This window comes from Oceanobacillus sp. FSL W7-1281 (assembly GCF_037969835.1).
GTDB lineage: Bacteria > Bacillota > Bacilli > Bacillales > Amphibacillaceae > Oceanobacillus > Oceanobacillus oncorhynchi.
The window spans coordinates 3,256,551-3,280,302 of the sequence record NZ_CP150214.1; the positions used below are offsets into that span (position 1 = coordinate 3,256,551).

General features: G+C 38.9%; 21 protein-coding genes and 2 other annotated features. Of the genes, 9 read left to right on the plus strand and 12 right to left on the minus strand.

Features of this window, described 5'->3' with window-relative positions:
* The first annotated feature begins 739 nt into the window (after positions 1-739).
* Positions 740-2,113: a gluconate:H+ symporter gene (locus MKX55_RS16135; RefSeq protein ID WP_339178659.1), complete on the plus strand. Its 1,374-nt coding sequence runs from the start codon at positions 740-742 to the stop codon at positions 2,111-2,113.
* Between the two features lie 315 nt (positions 2,114-2,428).
* On the opposite strand, the gene MKX55_RS16140 is transcribed toward MKX55_RS16135, so the two are convergent.
* Both MKX55_RS16140 and MKX55_RS16145 read right to left on the minus strand, forming a co-directional pair.
* On the minus strand, positions 2,429-3,775 hold the full coding sequence (locus tag MKX55_RS16140) for a gluconate:H+ symporter (RefSeq protein WP_339178661.1): 1,347 nt from the start codon (positions 3,773-3,775) through the stop codon (positions 2,429-2,431).
* A gap of 574 nt (positions 3,776-4,349) precedes the next feature.
* Positions 4,350-5,576, minus strand: a complete 1,227-nt coding sequence (locus MKX55_RS16145; RefSeq protein WP_339233495.1) for a putative glycoside hydrolase — start codon at positions 5,574-5,576, stop codon at positions 4,350-4,352.
* Between the two features lie 211 nt (positions 5,577-5,787).
* Positions 5,788-5,961 (plus strand) — a binding site (T-box leader).
* 119 nt (positions 5,962-6,080) lie between these two features.
* On the opposite strand from MKX55_RS16145, the gene trpS reads away from it, so the two are divergent.
* Positions 6,081-7,070, plus strand: a complete 990-nt coding sequence (gene trpS / locus MKX55_RS16150) for a tryptophan--tRNA ligase (protein WP_339178664.1) — start codon at positions 6,081-6,083, stop codon at positions 7,068-7,070.
* Positions 7,071-7,114: 44 nt separating this feature from the next.
* Here trpS and MKX55_RS16155 read toward each other — a convergent pair whose 3' ends face one another.
* The 5 genes from MKX55_RS16155 to MKX55_RS16175 all read right to left on the minus strand — a co-directional run bounded on the left by MKX55_RS16155 (position 7,115) and on the right by MKX55_RS16175 (position 12,307).
* On the minus strand, positions 7,115-7,876 hold the full coding sequence (locus MKX55_RS16155) for a YjbA family protein (protein ID WP_339178667.1): 762 nt from the start codon (positions 7,874-7,876) through the stop codon (positions 7,115-7,117).
* Positions 7,877-8,349: 473 nt separating this feature from the next.
* Positions 8,350-9,591, minus strand: coding sequence for a beta-ketoacyl-ACP synthase II (gene fabF / locus MKX55_RS16160; RefSeq protein ID WP_339238549.1), 1,242 nt, complete (start codon positions 9,589-9,591; stop codon positions 8,350-8,352).
* 27 nt (positions 9,592-9,618) lie between these two features.
* Positions 9,619-10,557 (minus strand): beta-ketoacyl-ACP synthase III, encoded by a 939-nt coding sequence (locus MKX55_RS16165; RefSeq protein WP_339233496.1) that lies wholly within the window; start codon positions 10,555-10,557, stop codon positions 9,619-9,621.
* 169 nt (positions 10,558-10,726) lie between these two features.
* On the minus strand, positions 10,727-11,683 hold the full coding sequence (locus MKX55_RS16170; RefSeq protein ID WP_339233497.1) for a BMP family ABC transporter substrate-binding protein: 957 nt from the start codon (positions 11,681-11,683) through the stop codon (positions 10,727-10,729).
* A gap of 18 nt (positions 11,684-11,701) precedes the next feature.
* On the minus strand, positions 11,702-12,307 hold the full coding sequence (locus MKX55_RS16175) for a hypothetical protein (protein WP_339178672.1): 606 nt from the start codon (positions 12,305-12,307) through the stop codon (positions 11,702-11,704).
* 145 nt (positions 12,308-12,452) lie between these two features.
* Here MKX55_RS16175 and MKX55_RS16180 point away from each other — a divergent pair, with 145 nt between their 5' ends.
* Both MKX55_RS16180 and MKX55_RS16185 read left to right on the plus strand, forming a co-directional pair.
* Positions 12,453-12,629, plus strand: coding sequence for a DUF2929 family protein (locus MKX55_RS16180; RefSeq protein WP_084613006.1), 177 nt, complete (start codon positions 12,453-12,455; stop codon positions 12,627-12,629).
* 220 nt (positions 12,630-12,849) lie between these two features.
* Positions 12,850-13,671, plus strand: a complete 822-nt coding sequence (locus tag MKX55_RS16185; protein WP_339178677.1) for an undecaprenyl-diphosphate phosphatase — start codon at positions 12,850-12,852, stop codon at positions 13,669-13,671.
* Positions 13,672-13,745: 74 nt separating this feature from the next.
* Here MKX55_RS16185 and MKX55_RS16190 read toward each other — a convergent pair whose 3' ends face one another.
* Positions 13,746-14,057 carry a metal-sulfur cluster assembly factor gene (locus tag MKX55_RS16190; protein WP_040979684.1) on the minus strand — a complete coding sequence of 104 codons (312 nt, stop codon included), beginning with the start codon at positions 14,055-14,057 and terminating at the stop codon, positions 13,746-13,748.
* A gap of 62 nt (positions 14,058-14,119) precedes the next feature.
* On the minus strand, positions 14,120-14,884 hold the full coding sequence (gene yjfP / locus MKX55_RS16195) for an esterase (RefSeq protein ID WP_339233498.1): 765 nt from the start codon (positions 14,882-14,884) through the stop codon (positions 14,120-14,122).
* A 153-nt stretch (positions 14,885-15,037) separates the two neighbouring features.
* Between yjfP and MKX55_RS16200 the strand changes: the two genes are divergently transcribed.
* Positions 15,038-15,880, plus strand: a complete 843-nt coding sequence (locus MKX55_RS16200) for a Cof-type HAD-IIB family hydrolase (RefSeq protein WP_339233499.1) — start codon at positions 15,038-15,040, stop codon at positions 15,878-15,880.
* 114 nt (positions 15,881-15,994) lie between these two features.
* Complete coding sequence (locus tag MKX55_RS16205; protein ID WP_042535487.1) at positions 15,995-16,258, plus strand: NifU N-terminal domain-containing protein; 264 nt, start codon at positions 15,995-15,997, stop codon at positions 16,256-16,258.
* 109 nt (positions 16,259-16,367) lie between these two features.
* Here MKX55_RS16205 and MKX55_RS16210 read toward each other — a convergent pair whose 3' ends face one another.
* Both MKX55_RS16210 and MKX55_RS16215 read right to left on the minus strand, forming a co-directional pair.
* Positions 16,368-16,787, minus strand: a complete 420-nt coding sequence (locus MKX55_RS16210; protein ID WP_339178686.1) for a hypothetical protein — start codon at positions 16,785-16,787, stop codon at positions 16,368-16,370.
* Positions 16,788-16,803: 16 nt separating this feature from the next.
* A complete protein-coding gene (locus MKX55_RS16215; RefSeq protein WP_332093798.1) occupies positions 16,804-17,646 on the minus strand; it encodes a YitT family protein in 843 nt (280 codons plus the stop codon).
* Between the two features lie 94 nt (positions 17,647-17,740).
* Between MKX55_RS16215 and MKX55_RS16220 the strand changes: the two genes are divergently transcribed.
* Positions 17,741-18,598 carry a DegV family protein gene (locus MKX55_RS16220; protein WP_339178690.1) on the plus strand — a complete coding sequence of 286 codons (858 nt, stop codon included), beginning with the start codon at positions 17,741-17,743 and terminating at the stop codon, positions 18,596-18,598.
* 84 nt (positions 18,599-18,682) lie between these two features.
* Here the strand turns inward: MKX55_RS16220 and tyrS are convergent, their stop codons facing one another.
* Positions 18,683-19,960, minus strand: a complete 1,278-nt coding sequence (gene tyrS, locus MKX55_RS16225) for a tyrosine--tRNA ligase (RefSeq protein ID WP_339233500.1) — start codon at positions 19,958-19,960, stop codon at positions 18,683-18,685.
* A gap of 112 nt (positions 19,961-20,072) precedes the next feature.
* Positions 20,073-20,306: a binding site (T-box leader), on the minus strand.
* 126 nt (positions 20,307-20,432) lie between these two features.
* On the opposite strand from tyrS, the gene MKX55_RS16230 reads away from it, so the two are divergent.
* Both MKX55_RS16230 and MKX55_RS16235 read left to right on the plus strand, forming a co-directional pair.
* Positions 20,433-22,940 (plus strand): transglycosylase domain-containing protein, encoded by a 2,508-nt coding sequence (locus tag MKX55_RS16230; RefSeq protein WP_339233502.1) that lies wholly within the window; start codon positions 20,433-20,435, stop codon positions 22,938-22,940.
* A 177-nt stretch (positions 22,941-23,117) separates the two neighbouring features.
* Complete coding sequence (locus tag MKX55_RS16235) at positions 23,118-23,750, plus strand: GNAT family N-acetyltransferase (RefSeq protein WP_339233503.1); 633 nt, start codon at positions 23,118-23,120, stop codon at positions 23,748-23,750.
* Positions 23,751-23,752 lie beyond the last annotated feature (2 nt).

The window sequence follows — 23,752 nt, forward strand, 5'->3', positions numbered from 1 at the left end:
TTTTACGGGCGGTTCTCCGTGATAAAAATGAATGACAAGATACTTTCCGTGTTTTCATCCATTCGAATACACGAATCTGCCCTTTTATACACATTTCTTATTCATTTTTTTATCACGCAATCGTTCCTTATGTAACCCCTTTGGTTTATTTTGCATCGAACTCCCGCTAAATGTCCAGTTAAACGGAGATTTAGCTTCTTGATTTTGCTGCCAAGCTATTGTTTCTGGCTACTACCAATTAAAACATATTTCTACAGTTTCATATGCTCAATCAGGAAACAAGGCATAAACCTTTATGTTGAAAAAAGTAACAAAACTAATATAAAATATCTACTTGACAAGTTTCATTGAAGAATATAGAATTCATTACAGTACAATGTGATGCGATAAATAACATTTCTCATTAATTATTAAATATTTGATTATTCAATCGCAAAAGTGTTGCATTTTTGGTAATTAACTATATATTAGAAAGCCTGCTGGTCACTTATATACGTGGAGAGGTTTACGAACTTTCATTTTTAAGTCTTATTTAAGCACTTACAATCGGCCGCAAAAGTGATGCTGCACACTCTAATTATATTTTTTAAAATTGAAATCGCATTCTTTTTGCATAAATAACAAATGCTGAATAAAAAGTTACTACATTCTAGAATCAAATGTGCTTTTATGAGAAATGGTATCCATCGTTTTTATTTTTGGTTTCAAATGTAAACATTTACAAAGGGGGAGAAATATTATGGAACCATCAGGTATCCAAATGGTTTCCGGGTTAATACTTGGGGTAATTGCACTAATTTTATTAGTTTTAAAGACAAAGATTCACGCATTTTTAGCACTAATCATTGCAGCTTCCATCGCAGGCCTTGTAGGGGGGATGGTCCCGGGCGATGTTGCTGCTGCTATCTCAGAAGGTTTTGGCAGTACGCTTGCATCTATCGGTATTGTCATTGGGCTGGGCGTCATGATGGGACGCATTCTTGAAATTACCGGCGCCGCTGAAACACTGGCTTATTCATTAATTAAATTTGTCGGAAAGAAAAAAGAAGAATGGGCAATGGCGATTGCAGGGTATATCATTTCAATTCCAATATTTGTTGACTCTGCTTTCGTTATTTTAAATCCTTTAGTTAAAACGCTTTCTAGAAAAACAGGGAAATCTGTTATCTCCATCGGTGTTGCCTTAGCCGTTGGTCTCGTACTCACTCATACATTAGTACCTCCTACACCAGGGCCGTTAGGGGTAGCCGGCATTTTCGGAGTGGATATCGGCATTATGATTGCATTAGGACTTACGCTGGCGATTCCGCTTATGATTGCAGGTGTTCTTTATGCAAAATGGTTAGGAAAAAGAATTTATCAGCTTCCTGATGATTCCGAAACAGGCTTCACAAGACCAGATCAGCATATGGGTTATCCAGAAATGGTTGAAGTCATTAACGAAAGAGCAAAAGATCTTCCGTCCTTTGGACGTTCATTCTTGCCCATTTTAATTCCTATTATTCTGATTTTCTTGAACACAACGCTGGATGCTTTAGAGTTAACAGAAGGTGTTTATGGAATTTTCATCTTCTTAGGTCAGCCGATTATTGCCGTTGCACTAGGTCTTATCGTCGCAATCTATGCGCTGGCGGGTAACCGCGGCCGGCTGAATACATTGGAGGAAATGGAAAAAGGAATCCAGGATGCGGGTATCATCCTGCTTGTTACCGGTGCCGGCGGTGCGCTCGGAAACGTATTACGTACAAGCGGAACAGGGGATTATATTGCACAGCAAATTGCTGAACTGCCGCTGCCTGCTATTCTGATTCCGTTCTTCGTTTCGACAATGGTCCGTCTGGTTCAAGGAAGCGGAACAGTTGCTATGATTACAGCAGCATCCATTTCAGCACCGATTTTGGCACAAATGGATGTTAATATGGCACTAGCTGCTTCTGCTGCAGCACTTGGATCTTTAATTTTCTCTTACTTTAACGACAGTTTCTACTGGGTTGTGAACCGTATGTTAGGAATCAAGAACGTGAAAGAGCAAATCATGGTTTGGTCCGTACCAACTACAATCATGTGGTTTATAGGATTTATATGTCTTCTGATTGCTAACATGATTCTTTAAATATAATAAAATGAAGGGAAGGAGAAGTGATTTTCTCCCTCCCCTTTCGACAAACTTATCCCGATTTTTTTACCGTCCTGTCATAAACATAGTATTTTCTAATATGTTTAACGGCTTCCAAATAAAATCGGGATATTTTTTTCTGCCTGCTGGCATGGTAAAGTGCAAAAAACCAACCATTTGATTCTGTAAATGGTTGGTTTTTTGTTTAAATTTAAATAGAAAAATGAAAACCAAATTCAGCTGCTCCTGCTGCCTGCACCTTTCACAGTCCTGACACACTTCTACGCATCACCTTCATCGGACTGTTCTTCTTTAAATGATAATATCCAATAACAAAGTACATACTAGACCAGCTACAGCTACAATGGTTGAAAGTACCGTATAGGTTCCAAATGCTTCTTTTAAGGACATACCCAGAGATTCTTTAACCATCCAAAAACCAGCATCGTTTACATGAGAGGCAATGGCACTGCCTGCTCCGGTTGCCAGTGTAACGAGTTCCAAGTTAACGTCCGGGATTCCGGCAAGTGATGGAATAACTAACCCTGCAGTAGTTAATGTTGCAACTGTCCCCGAGCCTAAACAAATACGTAAAATCGCTGCAATCATCCAGGCAAAAAAGACAGGTGACATCATGGAACCTGCAAAGATATCTGCAACATAATCGCCGACACCTCCATCAATAAGCACCTGCTTTAACGCTCCGCCGCCACCGATGATCAGCAGCAGCATTCCTAATGCGTTAATCGCTGAAGAACAGGAATCCATTAATTTTTTAACAGGAATATTTCTTCTTATTCCCATCGTATAAATTGCCAGTAATAAAGAAAGCGTCATAGCTGTTGAAGAATTACCAATGAAACGAATCACATTCATAAATAAATTATCGGAAATGCCCAAAGCTGGCTGAATCATATCAACAATCGCACCTAAAGCCATTAATATTACTGGAAATAATGCTGTAAATAAACTAATTCCAAAACCAGGCGTTTCTTCTAATTTGAACGTTTTCTGGACACCAAACGATTCGCTGCCTTCTCTGGTAAATGCAGTCGGCACAATCTTTTGCGCAAGCTTTGGATATAAAATTCCTGCAATAATTACGGTCGGAATAGCAACAATAATGCCGTAAATTAAAACCAACCCAATATTTGCACCGTATTCTGAAGCTACCGCTGTTGGACCAGGATGTGGAGGCAAGAAAGCATGTGTTGCCAGCGCAGCTGTAACCATCGGCAATCCTAATTTCACGATAGAAATTTTTAACTCTTTTGCTATCGAGAATATAATTGGAACAAGTAATACAATGGCGACCTCCAGGAATAAGGCGATTCCAACGATAAACGAAGCAAATAGAACTGCCCATTGAATTCTTTTCTCACCAAATTTGTCAATCAACGTTATCGCAATTCGATTAGCCCCGCCGGAATCAGCAATAAGCCTTCCAAGCATAGCACCCATCCCAAAGATTAATCCTATGTGGCCAAGCGTTCCTCCCAATCCGTTCTCAATCGATTCAACAACTTCTCCCATAGGCATACCAAGTGCTAAAGCTACTATAAATGAAACAATAACCAATGAAACAAATGTATTTAATTTAAATTTCATAATAAAAATAAGTAATAAAAGTACCCCTAGTGCAACAATTAATAATGGCATCTGTCTGTCCCCCTGATGTAAGTTTTAGCAGTTCTATTTGTTTATGATAAAGATATTGTAATTTTTAATTCTCTATAAATGACATCATGATAAGCTTCTGCGGTATACGCTTTCAACAAAAATACAAATTTGTTTTTTCTCCTTAAATGAGAGTGCTTACAAACGAAATAGATTAAAATGGAAAGTCCATTTATTTTAATCCATGTTCCTCATTTGAAAATCAAATACCGCCGGAATATAGATTGAAGCAGAAACCTTCCCCTTCTGATATCAAAGATATAAATTCACAACACTTTTCTTTTTTACTGCCTGAAATAGTTTAGTTATTACTTTAATTGTTGTTTTTGGCAACAAAAAATATTTTATACTTTGTGCATATTATTGTCAAGAGAACAAACACTATTATTATGTTGATTTTTGCGACAGTCTCTATTTTGTTAGAATTAATCGAAGAAATAAAAACAACCTGACACCGTTCAAATTTCCGGTGTCAGGCTGTTTCATTATCATTTGATTTTTTGTTTTTTCTTATTTACTCGGTTGAGCGGTTTTCATTCATCCTGGAGCTTTTCCATCAGTCTTCTTTTCCAATTAAATAATCTACATTTTCCGTATAGGTATTACCCGCATTCCACAACAGGAATTCATTAATATCATTTTCATATAATGCTTGGATTTGTGCTTCTACTTCTTCTTTGCCATATTCAAATGTCGGTCCGCTGTATAACCATGGCGCACTAAAATCCTGCAGCCATGGACGAGATACCGGCGGTTCATCCAAAGCACCCAAGACTTCATTTTCTACTTGAGAATATTCATCGACAAGAGCATATGGTTCTTCATCTGGATTGGAAAGTCCAAAATAAGGGCCCCAATGGCTTGGATAAATCATAGACGAAATAATATCTACATTCTCAGAGATTTTTGAGAAGTTTTGACCAATTCCCGGTGTTTCCTCTATCGTTGCCGCATACCCGAAAATATCAACGGATACATCAACATCATAATCGCTTAGTTCTTCACGGGCATAAGCAACAAAATCAGTCACTGCTTCGACACGCTTTTGAACATTATCCATATCTAAATCTGCATAATCCCCCATGGAATATTCTAAATCCTCATCTCTATTTTCAAAGCCCTCCGGATATCGAACATAGTCAAATTGTATTTCTTTAAAGCCCATTTCTGCAGCCATTTTAGCTATTTCTACATTGTATTCCCACACTTCTTTTTCAAAAGGATTGACAAATGCATGACCGCTGCCGTTTGTCCAAACTTCTCCATTTTCTTTAAAAGATAGATCAGGACGGGCTTCAGCTAAAATATTATCTTTAAAAACAACAATACGCGCTATTGGATAAATTTCTTCTTGCTCTAATCGTTCCATCATTGCATCGGGGTCAGAAATAAATGTTGTTCCTATATCTTCATACACTGATCCTTCCTCAGGGGCAAATGTGATATGTCCGTAATCCTCTTTCACATCGATTACCATTGAATTTAAATCTGTGGAAGATACTAAATCTATTAAACTTTCCATTTTTTCTCCGCCGGCTGAATTACCAGTAACATAGATTCCCCGTACTGCATCCGGATATGTAAAATTATAATCAGATGTAATGACAAAGCGGCTAAACCGTTGGGAAGTATCTATTTCTTCTAAGCTCGTAGACCGCTCTTTATGTGATTTTGCTGCTACATCCGCGCCATCCTCTGCATGCACTTCATTTGCTTGCCCCAAACCGACAAATGCTGCACCGGCAACAACAAAAGCCGTTACCAGATTCCTCCATTTTTTCATCCAATCAATCTCCCATTTGAATATATTTTATTACTAGTATAAATGAATGAAGGGAGTTTTTAAAAGGAAAACTCGTAAAAAGTGGAAAAAAGTTTTATTTTGTAGGTAAATATACATCCATAAAAATATTGCTGGCTATTTTGTCGATTTTCTTATGTATAGGTCACTTGCAATTTGTTAAAAATAAACTTATAATAAACTTAATTTAATAGCAGAAGCATTGAAGAAGATATAGTACATCTTTCCCGCTGATTTAAGAGAGCTTGTGGTGCTGAAAACAAGTATCATGGGAAGGTGGAATTGGGCTTTGGAGCTTTATTTTACTAATGAAGTGATTCTATTTATAGAATAATCAGGGTGGCAACGCGGTTCATTCGTCCCTATTTTGGGAATGAGTGGGCTTTTTTTATTGCCTGGGAAATAATTCAACATTTACTCCTGATCCCTCAAGCCCACACAGCGGATATCTTTTCTGCTTGGAAATAAATAAATGAGGTGAAGACATTGCAAACTATTTTTTCAGGAATTCAGCCTAGCGGTACATTGACCCTAGGAAATTATTTAGGTGCGCTTCAACAATTCGTCGAATTACAGGATGAATACGATTGTTATTTCTGTATTGTTGATGAGCATGCAATCACTGTTCCACAAGATAGATTAGCGCTAAGAAAAAATATCAAATCATTAGCTGCACTTTATCTGGCTTCAGGAATCGACTCGAATAAGGTAACCCTGTTTGTCCAATCTGAAGTGCCCGCCCACACGCAATTAGCATGGATCTTGCAGTCCATTAACTATATCGGTGAACTGGAAAGAATGACACAATATAAGGATAAATCAAAAGGACAGGAAGCTGTGTCTTCTGCTTTATTGACTTACCCTACGCTTATGGCAGCCGATATTTTACTGTATAATACAAATGTCGTTCCTGTTGGGGATGACCAGAAGCAGCATCTGGAACTGACCCGTAATTTAGCACAACGCTTTAATCACCGCTTCAACGATATTTTTACAATTCCAGAAATTCGTATTCCAAAAGTTGGTGCACGGATTATGTCTTTACAGGATCCGACGAAAAAGATGAGCAAATCAGATACGAACCAAAAGGGATATATTTCCATGCTGGATGAACCAAAACAAATAGAAAAGAAAATCAAAAGTGCGGTTACCGATTCAGAAGGCATCGTGAAATTTGATAAAGAAAATAAACCAGGTGTCTCTAATTTATTAACCATCTATTCTGTTTGCACGGGAGATTCTATTGAAGCTCTGGAGGAAAAATATGCTGATAAAGGCTACGGAGATTTTAAACAGGGTGTAGCCAATGCAGTCATCAGTGTATTAGAACCGATCCAAGAAAAATATAAAGAATTAATCGACTCAGAAGAGCTGGATCTTATTCTGGATAAAGGAGCCGAAAAAGCTTCTATCACTGCTGGAAAGACATTAAAAAAAGCAAAAAAAGCGGTAGGATTAGGCAGAGTCAGAAAATAATGCTAAAAAACCAAGGAAACGATTTTTACCGTTTCCTTGGTTTTTTAATTTTGTTTCGATGTATTTTCTTCGGGCTCCATTTCAGCTTCCCACATTCGTTCCAGGAAAGCCTGTCCACGTATCAGTTTCCTGCAAAGTTCTTCATGCGCTTGACTCCAGCCGTCTTTTAAACCGTTATAAAGCGCCTCCCAAACCTCCTCTTCATCCATATATTTAATAGAAGGATATTTTTTAGGATTCCATTCTGTAAGCCAATATCTTAATTCTTGTTTATTATTTGTTGTTTTTAACTGATCTAATCCAATCATTAACAGCTGTTTAAGCTGACGTTCTTTCCTTGTCAGTCCATGAACAAAGGACGGCGGCATAGATAGCATATGGTATTCCTTTTGATAGCTTTCCTTTTTAAAGCCGTAAGTTTTTGGTTCTGCTTTTTCAATCATGCTGTACACTAATTGTTCCTGTCTGGGAATCAGCCTGCTTTTTCTAACTGGAATATAATACCCCGCTGTATCAAAAGCAAGTATTTCCATGCCATCTGTGACTACAGCTGCATATTCCAATACCGTTCTTTTTTGTCCTTTTCGTATCGTTGCTCTTTTATAGATACTATCGAGTAAATCTTTTGGAAGCTCACGAATATCGTTTTCAATGTATTCGAATAGTTCGCTCGATATGTACAGCAGCGGTACTTGATCTAATAATTCAACAGAATCAGATTTTCGCCATTCGTGGAAGGGGCATACATTATATCCGTTCTCTTCCCCTTCAAACCAATTTACCCAAGCGTCATGTAAATATAACATTTCCTAACCCCACCTTATCTGCCATTTATTATCTTTTAGTTCAAAAGAAAAATTTGATGCGTTATATCCTGATTACGTTCTATATCTTTTGAACTTGAAGGTTAAAATACATTATGACCATCTCTCATATTTTTATGCGAGATCACTTATTTTTCTACGCTAAAATGACGGAGGGAAATAAGAATCAGCAATAAACCTAAAGGAAGAAAATAACATTCCAACCGTCCTGCTATAAATGTAAAATAGTCAGCCCAGGTTAACCCGGCGGGGAGAAAATTGAAATATGCTATGATAGTAACACTTCCTGTAACTGTCATTCCAAATCCGACTAGAAATATAAAGAAAGAGCCCATCGTATCGCCTCACTTGCTTGTCCGTTTATATCATTCTATGTGCTTGTCCCACGGAAAATACAAGGTTTTTATTAACTCTAAAAAAAGCCTACCCCTAAAAAAGGGATAAGCTTCTTTTAACTATGCTTCATATTTTTTAAACACTAGTGCTACATTATGTCCGCCAAAACCTAATGAATTACTTACTACTGCATTCACTTCCTGCTTTCTCGCTTCATTTGGCACATAATCTAAATCACATTCCGGATCCGGGTATTCATAATTAATAGTCGGAGGAACAATGCCATCAATGATGGCTTTAATGGATATAATTGCTTCGATCGCCCCTGCAGCTCCTAATAAGTGACCGGTCATTGATTTCGTTGAGGAAATAGCTAAGCTGGACGCTTTTTCACCAAAGACGGTTTTAATCGCCTCTGTCTCATACTTATCATTCAAATCCGTACTTGTCCCGTGTGCATTCACATAATCAATATCATTAGAATCCAGCTTTGCGTCAGCAATTGCATGCTGCATTGCCCGGGCAGCGCCCTCGCCATTATCAGCAGGTGCTGTAATGTGGTATGCATCGCCTGTTGCTCCATAACCGACAATTTCTGCATAAATTTTTGCACCGCGTTCTTTCGCGGATTCCAGTGATTCTAAAATCAGGATACCCGAACCTTCGCCCATAACAAAACCATTTCTTTCTTTATCAAATGGACGGCTTGCTTTCTTCGGGTCATCGGTTGTACTTAATGCTTTCGCTGACGTAAATCCTGCAAATGCCATATTGCTGATTGGCGCTTCTGTACCACCGGTAATCATTGCATCTGCATCGCCGCGTTGGATTGCTTTGAAGGCATCTCCAATAGAGTTTGCACCAGAAGAGCAGGCTGTTACTGTACAAGCATTAATCCCTTTGGCTCCTAATTGAATAGACACTTGTCCTGCAGCCATATCCGGAATCATCATTGGCACAAAAAACGGGCTGACACGTTTCGCGCCTTTCTCTAAAAACTTTGAATGCTGGTCCTCCCATGTCTTCATTCCTCCGATTCCAGAACCAATCCAGACACCGACACGGTCAGCATTTTCATCTGTAATTTCTAATTTCGCATCCTCTACAGCCATTTTCGCAGCTGCCACAGCATATTGTGTAAAAGGATCCATCTTGCGGGCATCCTTTTTCTCCATATAAGCAGCCGGATCAAAATCTTTTATCTCGGCAGCTACTTTCGCTGTGAATTGTTCTTTATCTACCTTTGTAACAAAATCAATACCTGATTTCCCATTAATAATGCTTTCCCACATCGTAGAAACATCATTACCAACGGGAGTTACAGCCCCTAGTCCTGTTATTACAACTCTTTTTTCCACGATAGTAATCCTCCTTTAATTAGATAAAGCTTACCTGCCCCAGCGCATTGCAACCGCTCCCCAGGTTAAACCTCCTCCAAATCCTACTAATACGATTAAATCATTATCTTTTATTTTACCTTCTTTTACTGCTTCAGACAAAGCCATAGGGATCGAAGCAGAAGAATTATTTCCAAAACGCTCAATCGATTTCGCCATTTTATCCTCGGAAATACCTAATCGTTCTCTTGCTGCGTCCATAATCCGGATATTTGCCTGATGTGGAACAAGATAGTCCACATCTTCACGCGACAATCCTATTTTTTCAACAACATTGATGGTAGACTCCGGCATTTGTCTGACCGCAAATTTAAAAACCTCTCTACCATTCATGATGATATGATCTTCTTTATTTAAATAGAGTTCCTTCCCTCCTGCGCCATTTGCACCGAGTTCAAAGGACAGGATACCTTTCCCGTCAGATACTTCGCCAATTACTGCTGCTCCAGCACCGTCACCAAATAAGACACATGTCGAACGGTCGGTCCAGTCTGTAATTTTAGACAGTTTTTCACTCCCGACAACAAGTACATTTTTATACGTACCTGTGGCGATGAATTGATTTGCTGTAATCACACCATACATAAATCCGGCACAAGCTGCTCCAACATCCATTGCTGCGGCATTTACAGCACCTAATCTATCTTGAATCAGGCAGGCAATGGATGGGAAAGCTGTATCCGGTGTTACTGTCGCTACCAGAATTAAATCAATATCTTCCGCTTTCACATTTGCATCTTTCAGCGCTTCTATGGATGCATGATACGCCATATCTGAAGTATCAATATCGTCTGTAGCCAGCCTTCTTTCATGAATTCCGGTTCTGGTTCGAATCCATTCATCGTTTGTATCAACGATTTTCTCCAAATCATGGTTGGTAACTACATTTGTAGGCAAATAATGGCCGGTCCCTAAAATACCGATACTCATTTAACCGCGCTCCCCTTCTATAATAACATTAATATCAAACATTATGACTTGGTACTAATTTTAAGATAAAATGAATTGGATAGCAAGTTACAATTTTACCCCTTCTTCATAACCAGGCTATCCAATATCTTTTTTGATTTATTATATTTTTTGATCACTGCTTCGCCGCTCAATATTCATTTGGCAATAAACCTGTTTCAATGTACGCTTCGATGTCTTCCTCTACTTGAAGTCTTACCTCATCGGGGACAGCGGATTGAAATTCACCAAGTGATATAAAACCATCTTTAAAATCATAGGTATAAATTTTTCCTTCCAGCTCCTGCTGGTTAAATTCGTCTGCTGCTGCTTGATATAACTCTCCAATATGTTGAATCGTGCTTGTTAATACGGCATCCGGAGCAACATCCATTTGATCCATCATATATCCGATTCCATAAAGATTATCCTCTTCTGCCTCTTTCAAAACAGCTTCACTGAAAGCATCTCCAATCGGATACACAACATCTGCACCTTCTTGCTGCATGGCATTATAATTTTTCAACGCCAGTTCCACGTTATTCCAATCATTTGTATAATTGAATTTTATCTCTGCCTCATTGTTTACATAATTGACCCCTTCAAAGAATCCTTCAATCTCCGGCTGCCAAGCATTTGCCGCAATAATCCCTATCTGCTGGTTTTCTGTCATATTCCCAGCAACCATACCAGCAAAGAACCCCATTGCATGACCATTAAAATTAAGAGAGGTTACATTTTCTCCGGACTCTCCTCCATTCACGTAGACAAAATGAACATCTGGATAACTTTCTGCCAATGACATAAAGTATTCTCCATAAATATTACTGTGCCCGTAAATCAAATTCACACCATCTTGAACAAATTGGTCAACAGCTTCCTGCATATCATGCATCGTTTGTATATTTTCTTTATAATAAACATCTACATCATATTTTTCACCAATCTCCTCCATGGCCTGATATCCTTGCTCTGTCCAAGGGTTATTATCTATTTCTGAATCCGTTATAAACCCGACATTTTGTATTTGACCCGTCTCAAAATAAGAGCAAGCAGACAATGTACAAATCAAAAATAGAAGGATTGTTGGATAGTAGATATATTTCAACTTAGCACACCCATTTCATTACCGAAGTCGCTTATTAAATGTTTGTATTGTTTTTATTACTTCATCTATATCTCTATTTTCCAGCAGAACCTGCTTTTTTTCAACTTTTGTGTTTGTTAAGTTATCGTTAACAGAGATAATCTCTATTAATTTTGGCAAATGGGTCATTTTTATCCATTGCATCAATACATTTAAAAAATCTTTGATATAAATCGCTTTGTTTTGCCATTCTTTATCTGCAAAAGAAAGCAGTCTGCCGTCTGCAATCAATCCATTTTCCTTCATTTCCATTCCTTCCCCAATAAGATAGGGAGCGGAAATCACCGTTGTGTCTGCATAATTTGATATCTTATGTCCGTTTGCATCGGTATATATCTGCAATATCCTTTTAGCATACTGCGGCAAATCCGTTATCTCGGAATGATGATTGATGATAATAGCCAAATCATATGGGCTTGTCACTTGATCCGTTTCTTGAAAATGACTGTTCCTGCCAAAAAAATCTTCCAGTCCAGAATCGATTTGATTATCCCGCTTTCCATTGACTTGACAGCCCGCATCTAATAACCCTGTTACTATATGGTAGCCGATCCAATGATTGTGGGGAGTAACGAATACACGCAAGGAAAACACTCCTTTATAGTCATATTCAGGTAAAGAACCATTAATTTTCATGATTTTTTTAAATTCTTTACAGCAACAAAAAGCTTTTCATGTTAAAATAGTATTTATGATATGCTTAGAAAAGGTAGTAAAGTGAGGTGGACTTATGCGTTTTATAGCAACTATTTTTTGGGCTGTAGCTATCTCTTTAGCAGTCTCTTATGTATTGACAAGCATGGGCGCAGCACCATTTATTGTTCGTGATGCACTGATTGTAGCGGGTATTTTTTCTATATTCGTTTTTGCTTTAGCTGGTCTGGTTTTGAAAGAAGACACTAAGTAGGTAAAACCCCTTGTCTTATTCTATGCGGCAAGGGGTTTCTATATTTCTAAAATGCCTTTTTAATTAAAGAAAACGTTCTATGCTTATCATTTTTAGCATATTTACATATAAGGACAGGCTAATAAATTGGAATGGACAAAATTGATTGTAGTTCTGCTTTGTTTATTTTAAGAAATAACTGTACAATCATAGAAGAAAAAATAAAGGAAGGTATAAAAACATGGACGCTTTAAGTAATTTATGGACACTAATCCAGTATTTTATTCTTGGTATTGTTCAAGGTGTCACCGAACCAATACCGGTATCCTCCAGCGGACACTTAATCATTGCCAGAGAGTTGTTTAATATTGAAGCAAGAGGGCTTTCTTTTGAAATCTTTGTTAACTTCGCTTCTCTCTTGGCTGTAATGCTGATTTACCGCAAAGATATTATACGTTTAATCGTCAGTACATGGAAGTTCTTATTCAAAGGAGATAAAACGGTCAAAAGCGACTTTATGTTTGTTGTTTATCTCGTCATCGCAACCATTCCTGTCGGGATTATCGGCGTGTTATTCGGAGATGCACTTGGCGAAACATTGAGCGGAACGAATGTAGTCGGGATTACTTTATTAATCACCGCTCTTGCTCTTTGGATTATCCGTAATCTCAGAGGACGCAAACAGGATGGAGATTTATCAACAAAAGATGCCATCATTGTGGGCTTGGTTCAATCAATTGCTGTCACGCCGGGAATCAGCAGATCCGGAGCGACTATCGTTGCTTCGATGCTTGTCGGCATGAAGAAGGAAACAGCTTTACGATTTTCTTTCCTGCTCTATATTCCGGTAAGTCTTGGTACAGGTATTCTTGAAATACCTGAAATCGCCAGAGACCCGGCAATGAGTTATCTATGGGCGCCTTATCTGGTGGCATTTATTACGTCCTTCATTGCCAGCTATTTTGCACTTAAATGGTTTATGAACGTGATGCGACACGGGAAACTGGAATATTTCGCATACTACTGTGTCATCGTCGGTATTCTTGTATTGATTTTTTTATAATAATCTATAAGTATAAACAAAGGCATCCGTTCTTTTTTAGACGGATGCCTTTGTTTATATTCTGCTCTCTTTTATCAATCTGGAATACCTAAGGCAATCTTCGCATAACGGGACATTTTATCTTTACCCCAAGGCGGATCCCAAACAATATTTGTTTTTGTTTCTTTTACTTCTGGAATATCTGATAAAGCATGCTTGATATCTGCCTCAATATGCGCAGATAAAGGACATCCCATTGCAGTCAATGTCATCGTAACTACACACAAGCCATCATCATCCAAATCTACATCATATATTAAACCAAGATTGACAATATCAATACCTAGTTCCGGATCAATAACGTTTTCTAATGCACCCATTAGATTCTCTTTCATCGCTTCATCCATACGTGTCATCCCCCTTTCCCTTGTTTCTATTAAATCATACTTTAACATGTAATTAAATCATTTTACAACAAATGCCGCTCAAACCAATTCGTTGCGCTGTGCATTGCCGGTACACTTACTTTATGCTCTCTGCCTTTTTCGCCAATAAATTGCAAATGGTCTTTCTTTTTATAAGCCTGCTTGGCTGTTTGATAAAAGGAGTGCGATTGTTCATAAGGAACTACTTTATCATTTTCCCCATGCCAGAACATTAACGGACGTTCGTGAAGTGATTCCATGTGGGCAGATAAATCTAATTCAGCCAGCTGTTCAAACAGCTCATCCAAATCTTCTTGTGTAAATGGAGTCTTCTCATTCTTTTCAGCATACTGCAGTAATTGGTGCGCATATGCCTGCAGTTTAGGGGTTCCCATCATAACAGCCGCTGCGTTCACCCAGGAATATTTGACAAGCGCAGCACTTGTTGTAATGCCTCCCATGCTGGTCCCCGCTACACCTAATGCATTTTCTTTTAGAAGCTTATTTTCTAATAAGTATTTTCGGATTATTTCCAGCTCACGAATATTTTTTAACACGATTTCAAAAAAAGCAAGCTGCCGCTTTTCATCTGATAATCCGGCATTTCTTTCTCCATGATGCAACGCTTCTGGCAGAAGCACCCGAATTCCTTTTTCAGCAAGCATGTAGGCTATCGGTAAATTTTGCTCCTTCGCACTTGTAAAACCATGGTAATAAATAACCGTCGGCCGTTCTGTCCCACTATATTTTTGATCGACAACATGCAGGCAAGGTATTCCCTCGATTGGTTCCTGATAAATTCCTATCATTTCTGACACGCTTCCTTTCACTTATCAACGTACTATCTCTATTGTAAAGTTTTTGTAATATCTTTCGCAAACAATGCAGCTTTTGTTTAATTTTTCTTTACTTTACATATTTTCAAATCATGGTAACATAAAAATCAAATGAGAGGTGACAGAATGGAAAATAAAAACAGACACTTAATCGCATTGGATTTAGATGGTACGTTATTGACAGATGATAAAAAAATCAGTATTCGAAATAAGCAGGCGATATTTCAAGCAATAGAAGATGGCCATGTGGTTGTTATTGCCACCGGAAGACCCGGCCGTGCCAGTATTCAATACTATCAGGAACTCCAATTAAAAACACCGATGGTAAACTTCAATGGAGCGCTTGTACACCATCCTCTGGATACCAGCTGGAAAGGTATTCACACGCCAATGCCCCTGACTACCGCACATCGGATTATTGATGTTTCCAACGAAGTCGAAGTAAAAAATATATTAGCTGAAGTTCAAGACCAAGTTTATTTAGATCAATACAGTGAAGATATTATGACTATCTTTCAAGATTTCCCCGAGCAATCACCATATATTATCGGCGATATTAAATCTAAATTAAAATATGACCCGACTTCCGTTCTTATTCATCCTAATGCTTCGCAGGTGGAGGAGCTGCGGGATCATTTAAATGATTACCATGCGGAAGTCATTGAGCATCGTAAATGGGGAGCTCCATGGAATATCATTGAAATTATCAAAAAAGGCATGAATAAAGCAGTCGGGCTAAAAGCTATTGCTAATGAATATCATATTGCCCGTGAAAATATTATTGCTTTTGGCGACGAGGACAATGATTTAGAGATGATTGACTATGCCGGCGTCGGTGTTTCGATGGGAAACGCGATTGACGAGCTTGTCTCTGTATCGAAGCACCAGACCTTAACAAATGAAGAAGATGGCATCAGTATATTTTTAGAAGAATATTTAAATCTTCATAAGAAAAACAGCCTTGTGTAACGGTTATTGAGAAGGAAGTCTGCAGCTAAAACATATGCAGCCTTCCTTTTCTTTATCTCTTTTCGATTTTCTGTTAATATAAACTTACGAACAATTAAATGAGGAGGTACTCATATGGCAGTACATATTTCCCCAACACCAAATCCAAATGCAATGAAATACACATCAGATAGTGTTATTTTTTCTGGGACAAACAGTATTTCTGTTATGCCCGGTGATGTTAGCGAGCATGAAATTTTAAATGAATTAATGAAACTGGAAGATGTTGATAACGTATTTGGCTATCAAAATTTTATTACAGTCAACAAACATTTTGACGCTGACTGGGAGAATATTAATCCCAAGGTGGAAGAAATATTTGTGAAATTCGGCTATTAAGAAAGAGGCTGGGAGCTCCCCATCCTCTTTCTTGTTATTTAAAAAATCCCCGGAACCGCTTGTGGTCTAGCGAATCCGGGGATTTTAAATAATACTAGCAAAAAACAGCTTATTCTTCTGTATCTATCGGTACATAATTTGCGTTAATCTCATTATCATCTTCATCTTTTCCATACATTACGACGAATGGAGGCTCCTCATGACTAAGCGTATCTTCGGAGAACGTCTCCATGATTTGAAAGCTTTGAAAAGAACCTGCGTCTGCTTCTTCCAGCTCTACCGTTGTTTCCTCTTGAATGGTTTCTCCATCCTGTTCAACTCGATAGAAAAAAGCATTTCCATCTGTTCTTACCTGACCAACGATATGGAATTGTTCTCCATCTGCTGTAATGTCAATTTCCTGGAACATTACCGTACCTGTCGTTTCATTATTTTCATCCGGAGCACTCGGCTCAATGACTTCCTCATCTCTATTCCCACAGCCTGCCAATAGTACGAGCACAGCAATAACAGCATACCAACGTTTCATACATATACACACCTTTTTAATCTTTTCTAAAGAACCCATATACGCCAGCAGTTTCTACAATATTTGTAAATGCTTCTGGATCTACTTCATTGATAATTCTTTCTAAATCATATAATTCATATCTTGTTACAACGAGATACATGAGGCTTTTATCTGTTTTCGTATACGCTCCCTTTGCAGGCAAAATCGTAATCCCGCGAACCATCGTATCATGGATGGCTTTCTGCAGCTCGTCCGTTTTCTTAGTAACAATAAACGCGGTAACCTTTTCATAGCGTGTATGAATGGTGTCGATCACACGGGTTGTCACATAAAGCGTCAGCATGGTGTATAAAGCATTTTCTGGTTCATACAAAACACCTGCAATAACAATAATCATGGAATTCATAATTAAAAAGTAGTTACCAATCGGTTTATCTTTCAGACGGGATAATATCATTGCCACAATATCCATACCGCCTGTAGAAGCACCTGCTTTTAATGTAATACCAACACCGACTCCTGCGATAACACCGCCAAATACAGCATTTAAAATGATATCATTCGAGATAGAAACAAGCGGTAAAATTTCTAAGAATAATGTGGAGAAAAATACTGATATTACACTGTAAACAGTAAATCCCTTTCCTACCTTTAACCATCCTAAAATCAAAACTGGAATATTTAAAAGTGCTAATAAAATACCTGTGGATAAGCCGATTCCTAAGAAATCATTAAAAATACTGGATAATAGCTGAGCCGCTCCCGTAAATCCACTGGCATAGACATTTGCACCGATAAGAAAGAAGTTTAAAGATGCAGCATTTAATAATGCTCCAAGTATAACTATACTTATCCTCTTAGCTTCAATATAAAACACAAAACAGCCTCCTTTATTAAATTTTTGACTAAATATTCAATTAAACGTAAACTTATAATTAAATCTTATTTAAATAGAAACGGATGTGATTAAAATGGCAATCACCATTCTGGCAGACAGCGCATGTGATTTATCCGAACATTATTATAACGAATATAGTATTGAAATGATACCATTAACTGTTCATCTTGAATCAAAAGATTATCGGGACAGTGTCGATATTAAACCGAAGACAATCTATAATGCGATGCGGGAAGGACAGACACCAAAAACATCGCAGGCATCGGCAAACCAGTTTAAAGAAATCTTCACTTCGTATGCGGAAGCTGGCAAGCCTCTACTCTATATCGCTTTTTCATCGGAATTATCCGGGACCTGCCAAGCTGCAAAAATGGTTGAACAAGAAATTAAAGAGAAATATCCTGAAGCAAAGCTGCACATTATTGATTCCAAATGTGCTTCACTGGGCCTTGGTCTTGTCGTGCTGGAAGCAGCTAAAATGGCTAAAAAGGATATCCCTTTTGATGAAATCATTCAGCAAACCGCTAAAAATGCCGCACAGATGGAGCATATATTCACTGTGGACAATTTAGAGTATTTATATCGCGGCGGCCGTGTCAGCAAGACAGCAGCCTTTGTCGGCGGCTTATTGAATATCAAACCTCTTCTGCATGTCGATGGAGGAAAGCTGATTCCTTTAGAAAAAATTCGCGGGACGAAGAAAGTGCTGAAGCGCATGATAGAGGTTATGGAAAAGCGGGGCAGCAATTTCCAAAATCAAACCATTGGAATCAGCCATGGGGATGATTTACCTCGCGCACAGGAGCTTTCCAAAATGATTCAGGATACGTTTCATGTCAAAGAAGAAAATATTATTATTGAAATGGTTGGTTCCGTGATTGGCGCGCATTCAGGTCCCGGCACGTTGGCTTTATTCTTCTACAACAAATAAAATATATACTTCGCTGCATGTACTGTATTGGAGGAAAAAATAGATTTGACGTTATCACAGCGTCAAATCTATTTTTTCTTCTTATTATTGAAAACGAATCAAGAAATATTTTTTCTTTCCTCTGCGGATAACCGTGAAAGCATCACCTAAACGGTCCGCTTCATCTACCACGTAATCCAAATCCTGAACACGTTCTCCGTTGATGTAGATAGCTCCATTTTTCACATCTTCTCTTGCCTGCCGCTTCGATGGAGAGATAGAAGCATCCACTAATAAATCGATTAAGCTGGAAGGTTCTTTCCCCGTATCATGATTGGGAACATCCTTAAACGCTTGTTCTACCTCATCTACTTTTAATTGTTTGATATCTCCGCTGAATAATGCCGCAGAAATTCGCTGCGCCTGATCCAAAGCTGCCTGGTCATGGATGCTGCGAGTCATTTCTTCTGCCAGCCGGCGTTGTGCTGCCCTTTTTTCCGGCTGTGCTTCTACTTCTTTTTCCAGCTCTGCAATTTCCTCATCAGATAAGAAAGTAAAGTATTTGATAAAACGAATCACATCGCGGTCATCGGCATTGATCCAAAACTGGTAAAATTCATATGGAGACGTTTTTTCAGCATCTAACCACACGGCATTCCCGGCCGTTTTTCCGAATTTTGTTCCATCTGCTGTTGTGATTAAAGGAACAGTTAAGCCAAATGCTTCAGCAGTTTCTCCTTGGTTTTCTCTGGAACGGCGGATAAGCTCTAACCCTGCTGTGATATTCCCCCACTGATCACTTCCGCCAATTTGTAATGTACAATTTTCTTCTTCGTATAATCGTAAAAAGTCTAGAGATTGCAGAATCATGTAGCTGAATTCAGTAAAAGTAATCCCTTGCGCGAGCCTTGCAGCAACTGAATCCTTGGACAGCATGTAATTGATTCCAAAATGCTTTCCTGCTCCGCGAAGGAAATCAATGATTGTCATATTTCCCAACCAATCATGGTTGTTGCGGGAGACAACTTGATTATCGCTGGAGGTATCATCCATATCTACAATTTTGGCAATTTGCTTTTGAATACTTTCCGTAAAACCAAAAACAACCTCTTCTGTATTCAAGCTGCGTTCACTTGAACGGCCGCTTGGATCGCCAATCATCCCGGTTCCCCCTCCGACTAAAGCAATCGGCTTATGTCCAGCCCGCTGAAACCTGCGCAGCATCGTTAAAGGAACTAAATGTCCAATATGCAAGCTGTCCGCTGTCGGGTCAAAACCGCAGTATAAGGTCACCTGATTATTTTCAAGATGTTTTTTTAATCCATCCCGATCTGTTACTTGATTTACTAATCCTCTGTTTTCTAAGTCTTGTAAGATATTCATATTATTTCCTCCTGCTTATTTGTATTTTCTTTTTACGGACAACGCCGGCTGTTCCCCACTTTTGGAGCATCCTTTTTTAGGAAAATAAAAAAACCCGCCTCCTCTCTGGTAAGAAAGGGACGAGTTGGATTCGCGGTACCACCCTTGTTGCTATTATAAAATAGCCGCTTAAGGTTTGTTAACGATGTTTGTCACCGTTCTTCTTATTATCAGCCTCCATGACGCGAATAATAAAAAGAAAAACTCCAGATTGTAATTCGCAAGTGAATGTATACTGACTCGCACCATCCGTCAGTTCTCTAAGACAGGGATTCACACTGCTACTTCGATCCTTCCATGTTTCTTTCATAAAAATTTAAATTCATATGGTACTATTCATAGCATAAATACTCCTTCTATGCAAGCCTTTTTCCGTCTCACTACCAAACTGTATTTTCTCTATGTTATAATAAATGTTGAAATAGGAGGTCTAATGTCTATTATGAAAGAAAAACTGCAACGTTTTTTTAATACTGTTAAAGACTGGTGGAAAAAAGGTATCCTCCAGCAGGCATCACGAGTTACATACGACGTTGTTTGGAATATTGTATTATTTGTCATTGTCCTTGTCGGCATCGGCGGGATTTTTGCCGGCGGAATCGGGCTTGGATACTTTGCCTCTCTGGTTTATGATGAGCCATTACGAAGTGAAGCATCCATGGCAGATGATATTTACAATTATTCGGAGACGTCGAGTATTTATTTTGCTAATGATGTCTACTTGGGAGATATCCGAAGTGATTTATATCGGGAAGAAGTAGGGCTCGATGATATCTCACCTACATTGCTTGACGCGGTTATCGCAACAGAGGATGAATATTTCCACGAACATAACGGTGTGGTGCCAAAAGCGATCTTAAGGGCGACGGCACAGGAATTTCTAAATTCCTCTGTCCAAACAGGAGGAAGCACACTGACACAGCAGCTGATCAAAAATCAAATTCTAACAGACGAAGTGTCCTTTGACCGGAAAGCCAAAGAAATATTATTAGCAATGCGGCTGGAAAATTATTTTACAAAAGATGAAATCATCGAAGCTTATTTAAATATTATTCCTTATGGCAGAAATTCATCCGGCCGTAATATTGCAGGTATACAGACAGCATCTAAAGGTATTTTCGGTGTAGAGGCATCTGAATTAACACTTCCTCAGGCTGCTTATCTGGCCGGGCTTCCGCAAGGCCCTTCTTCCTACACACCTTTTACAGCGGAAGGTGAACGAAAGTCTGAAGAAGAATTACAAGCTGGCATCAGCCGGATGAGAACTGTTTTAAACCGAATGCATGATATGGATTTTATATCGGATGAAGAACTCGAAGAAGCCGCCAATTATGATATTGCCAGCGACTTTATTGATGCGATTCCTTCTTCAACAGACGAATATCCATATGTCACTTATGAAGTAGAGAAACGGACCAAAGATATCATTCAAGGTTTATTAATGGAAGAAGACGGGGTTACTGAGGAAGATTTGGCAGAGGATGACGATCTGCGAGCTGAATATGCAGAGCGCACAGAAAGAGAATTGCGTGACGGCGGCTATCAAATCCATACAACGATTAATAAAGAAATCTATGATGCCATGGAAGAAGCTGCAGACAATTATTCAGATTATGGATACTCCAGAACGTTTACCGCTACAAACAGTGATGGAGAAGAATATGAAGTAACACAAGAAATTCAGACAGGCGCAATTATGGTCGAAAATAACAGCGGTAAAATTATCTCATTTATCGGCGGACGCGGATTTGATGAAGATCATCAGGTGAACTTCGCTACGGATACAAGACGCTCTATCGGCAGTACCATCAAGCCTTTGCTTGATTATGCGCCGGCAATGGAAGAAGGCGTTATTCAGCCGGGAACACCTATTGCAGACTATCCGCGATCATTTGCTGGCGGATCGTTTTCTCCAGGAAACTATGGGGGCGGTAATTATGGGCTGGTTTCTGCCCGTACCGCACTTGCCAATTCATATAATATTCCGGCTGCAGCCGTGTATATGGAAATAATAGATAATGATCCTGCTGCAGAATATTTGGAAAAGATGGGAATCACTTCTTTAACAGAAAGTGATCACGTTATTCCATCTCTATCTATAGGAGGCATGGATCACGGGATATCTGTAGAAGAAAACGTCAATGCTTTTGCCACCTTTGGTAATAACGGAAAGTTTGCAGATGCTTATATGATTGATAAAATCACGGACGCTGAAGGCGATGTGATTTATGAGCATGAAACAGATCCAGTAGAAGTATTTTCACCTCAAACAGCTTATCTGACAGTCGATATGATGCGGGATGTGATTGATAACGGGACAGGTCATTTCGTGAATTCCCAGCTTCAAAACACAAATGTCGACTGGGCTGGAAAGACGGGAACATCTCAGGATTATCATGATGCCTGGTTTGTTGCATCAAATCCAAATATTACCTTTGGGACGTGGATTGGCTATGAAACACCGGCATCCATTAACCATGAGTACCATCTGACGTACAGTCAGCGGAATATGAAGTTGTGGGCAGAGATCATTAATGCCGCCGCGCAGGTAGACCCTGTCCTGGTAACACCGGAATCAACGTTTGAACGTCCGGACGGCATTGTAGAAAGAAGCTATTGTGCTGTTTCAGGAATGCTCCCATCCGATTTATGTGAAGATGTAGGTCTGGTAAAAACAGACTTATTTGATTCCCGTCATGTGCCGACTGAAGAGGATAATAGCTTAACCAGAGGCAGCAGACGCGTTTTAGAATCAGATGACGACGGCAGTTCCTTCAGCAGAAGCAACGGGATTATGTTCAACCCTGACTGGCTGAGAGAAAATGGTTATGATGAAATGGACGATTTTTCCATGCTCTATCCACGAACAGAAACAGATAAATGGCTGAGAATTGGCATACCAGCCAGTATGTCCTCATCCAGTTCAGACGATGACGATTAACAAATGATATAAATTTTAATAAAACTTCACTTTATAAGGGGTCCCCTGTTAGAGTGAAGTTTTTTTGCTATCTGCAATAAGCTTTCTAACAATTATCAAAAAATACTAAAAAAACATAGTGATTTTCTGTATAATGGATAGTAAGAGCATTTTGTATCTCATAAAGGTGGTGGATGGATGAAACACATAAAGGAATTTGATTCAATCCTTTTAGAAACAGAGGCAGGTCTGCTGACAATTGAAGGCCCTGTTTCACGCTCCCAGTTAGAACAATATCATTTTCATAATGAATTAACCGCATTTCGGCCTGCTGACAAACAATTTGAAGCGCTTTTAGACATCGCAGAGCTGGAAGAGTCCAGAATTATCATTGCACGTACAACAGATACCATTATCGGCTATGTGACTTACCTGCATCCTGATCCATTGGAAAGATGGTCCAAGTTCAATATGGAGGATTTAATTGAATTAGGCGCCATTGAGATTATCCGGAAATATCGGGGAGGCGGCGTCGGGTCTACACTTCTCCGGCAATCCATGAAGGACCCTTACATGGAAAATTATATTGTCATTTCTACAGAATATTATTGGCATTGGGACCTGGATTACAGTCAATTAAGTATCTGGGATTATCGGAAAGTGATGGAAAAGATGATGGCAGCCGGAGGGCTTCTTCCAGCTCCTACAGATGAACCGGAGATAAACTCTCATCCGGCTAACTGCTTGATGGTCCGAATAGGAAGTAATGTGCCGCAAAAATCCATTGAGCGATTTGATAAATTGCGTTTTTTAGGTCCGAATCATTATTAACA

What these genes read in the sequence shown, in the direction of transcription:
- tyrS (WP_339233500.1), bottom strand. Translation starts at nt 19,960, where the DNA reads ATGAATATCTTACAAGACTTAGAAAACAGAGGATTAGTAAATCAAGTA.
- MKX55_RS16185 (WP_339178677.1), top strand. Translation starts at nt 12,850, where the DNA reads ATGGACGCTTTAAGTAATTTATGGACACTAATCCAGTATTTTATTCTT.
- MKX55_RS16220 (WP_339178690.1), top strand. Translation starts at nt 17,741, where the DNA reads ATGGCAATCACCATTCTGGCAGACAGCGCATGTGATTTATCCGAACAT.
- MKX55_RS16135 (WP_339178659.1), top strand. Translation starts at nt 740, where the DNA reads ATGGAACCATCAGGTATCCAAATGGTTTCCGGGTTAATACTTGGGGTA.
- MKX55_RS16190 (WP_040979684.1), bottom strand. Translation starts at nt 14,057, where the DNA reads ATGGATGAAGCGATGAAAGAGAATCTAATGGGTGCATTAGAAAACGTT.
- MKX55_RS16140 (WP_339178661.1), bottom strand. Translation starts at nt 3,775, where the DNA reads ATGCCATTATTAATTGTTGCACTAGGGGTACTTTTATTACTTATTTTT.
- MKX55_RS16165 (WP_339233496.1), bottom strand. Translation starts at nt 10,557, where the DNA reads ATGAGTATCGGTATTTTAGGGACCGGCCATTATTTGCCTACAAATGTA.
- yjfP (WP_339233498.1), bottom strand. Translation starts at nt 14,884, where the DNA reads ATGATAGGAATTTATCAGGAACCAATCGAGGGAATACCTTGCCTGCAT.
- MKX55_RS16200 (WP_339233499.1), top strand. Translation starts at nt 15,038, where the DNA reads ATGGAAAATAAAAACAGACACTTAATCGCATTGGATTTAGATGGTACG.
- MKX55_RS16230 (WP_339233502.1), top strand. Translation starts at nt 20,433, where the DNA reads ATGTCTATTATGAAAGAAAAACTGCAACGTTTTTTTAATACTGTTAAA.
- MKX55_RS16205 (WP_042535487.1), top strand. Translation starts at nt 15,995, where the DNA reads ATGGCAGTACATATTTCCCCAACACCAAATCCAAATGCAATGAAATAC.
- MKX55_RS16235 (WP_339233503.1), top strand. Translation starts at nt 23,118, where the DNA reads ATGAAACACATAAAGGAATTTGATTCAATCCTTTTAGAAACAGAGGCA.
- MKX55_RS16155 (WP_339178667.1), bottom strand. Translation starts at nt 7,876, where the DNA reads ATGTTATATTTACATGACGCTTGGGTAAATTGGTTTGAAGGGGAAGAG.
- MKX55_RS16180 (WP_084613006.1), top strand. Translation starts at nt 12,453, where the DNA reads ATGCGTTTTATAGCAACTATTTTTTGGGCTGTAGCTATCTCTTTAGCA.
- MKX55_RS16210 (WP_339178686.1), bottom strand. Translation starts at nt 16,787, where the DNA reads ATGAAACGTTGGTATGCTGTTATTGCTGTGCTCGTACTATTGGCAGGC.
- MKX55_RS16145 (WP_339233495.1), bottom strand. Translation starts at nt 5,576, where the DNA reads ATGAAAAAATGGAGGAATCTGGTAACGGCTTTTGTTGTTGCCGGTGCA.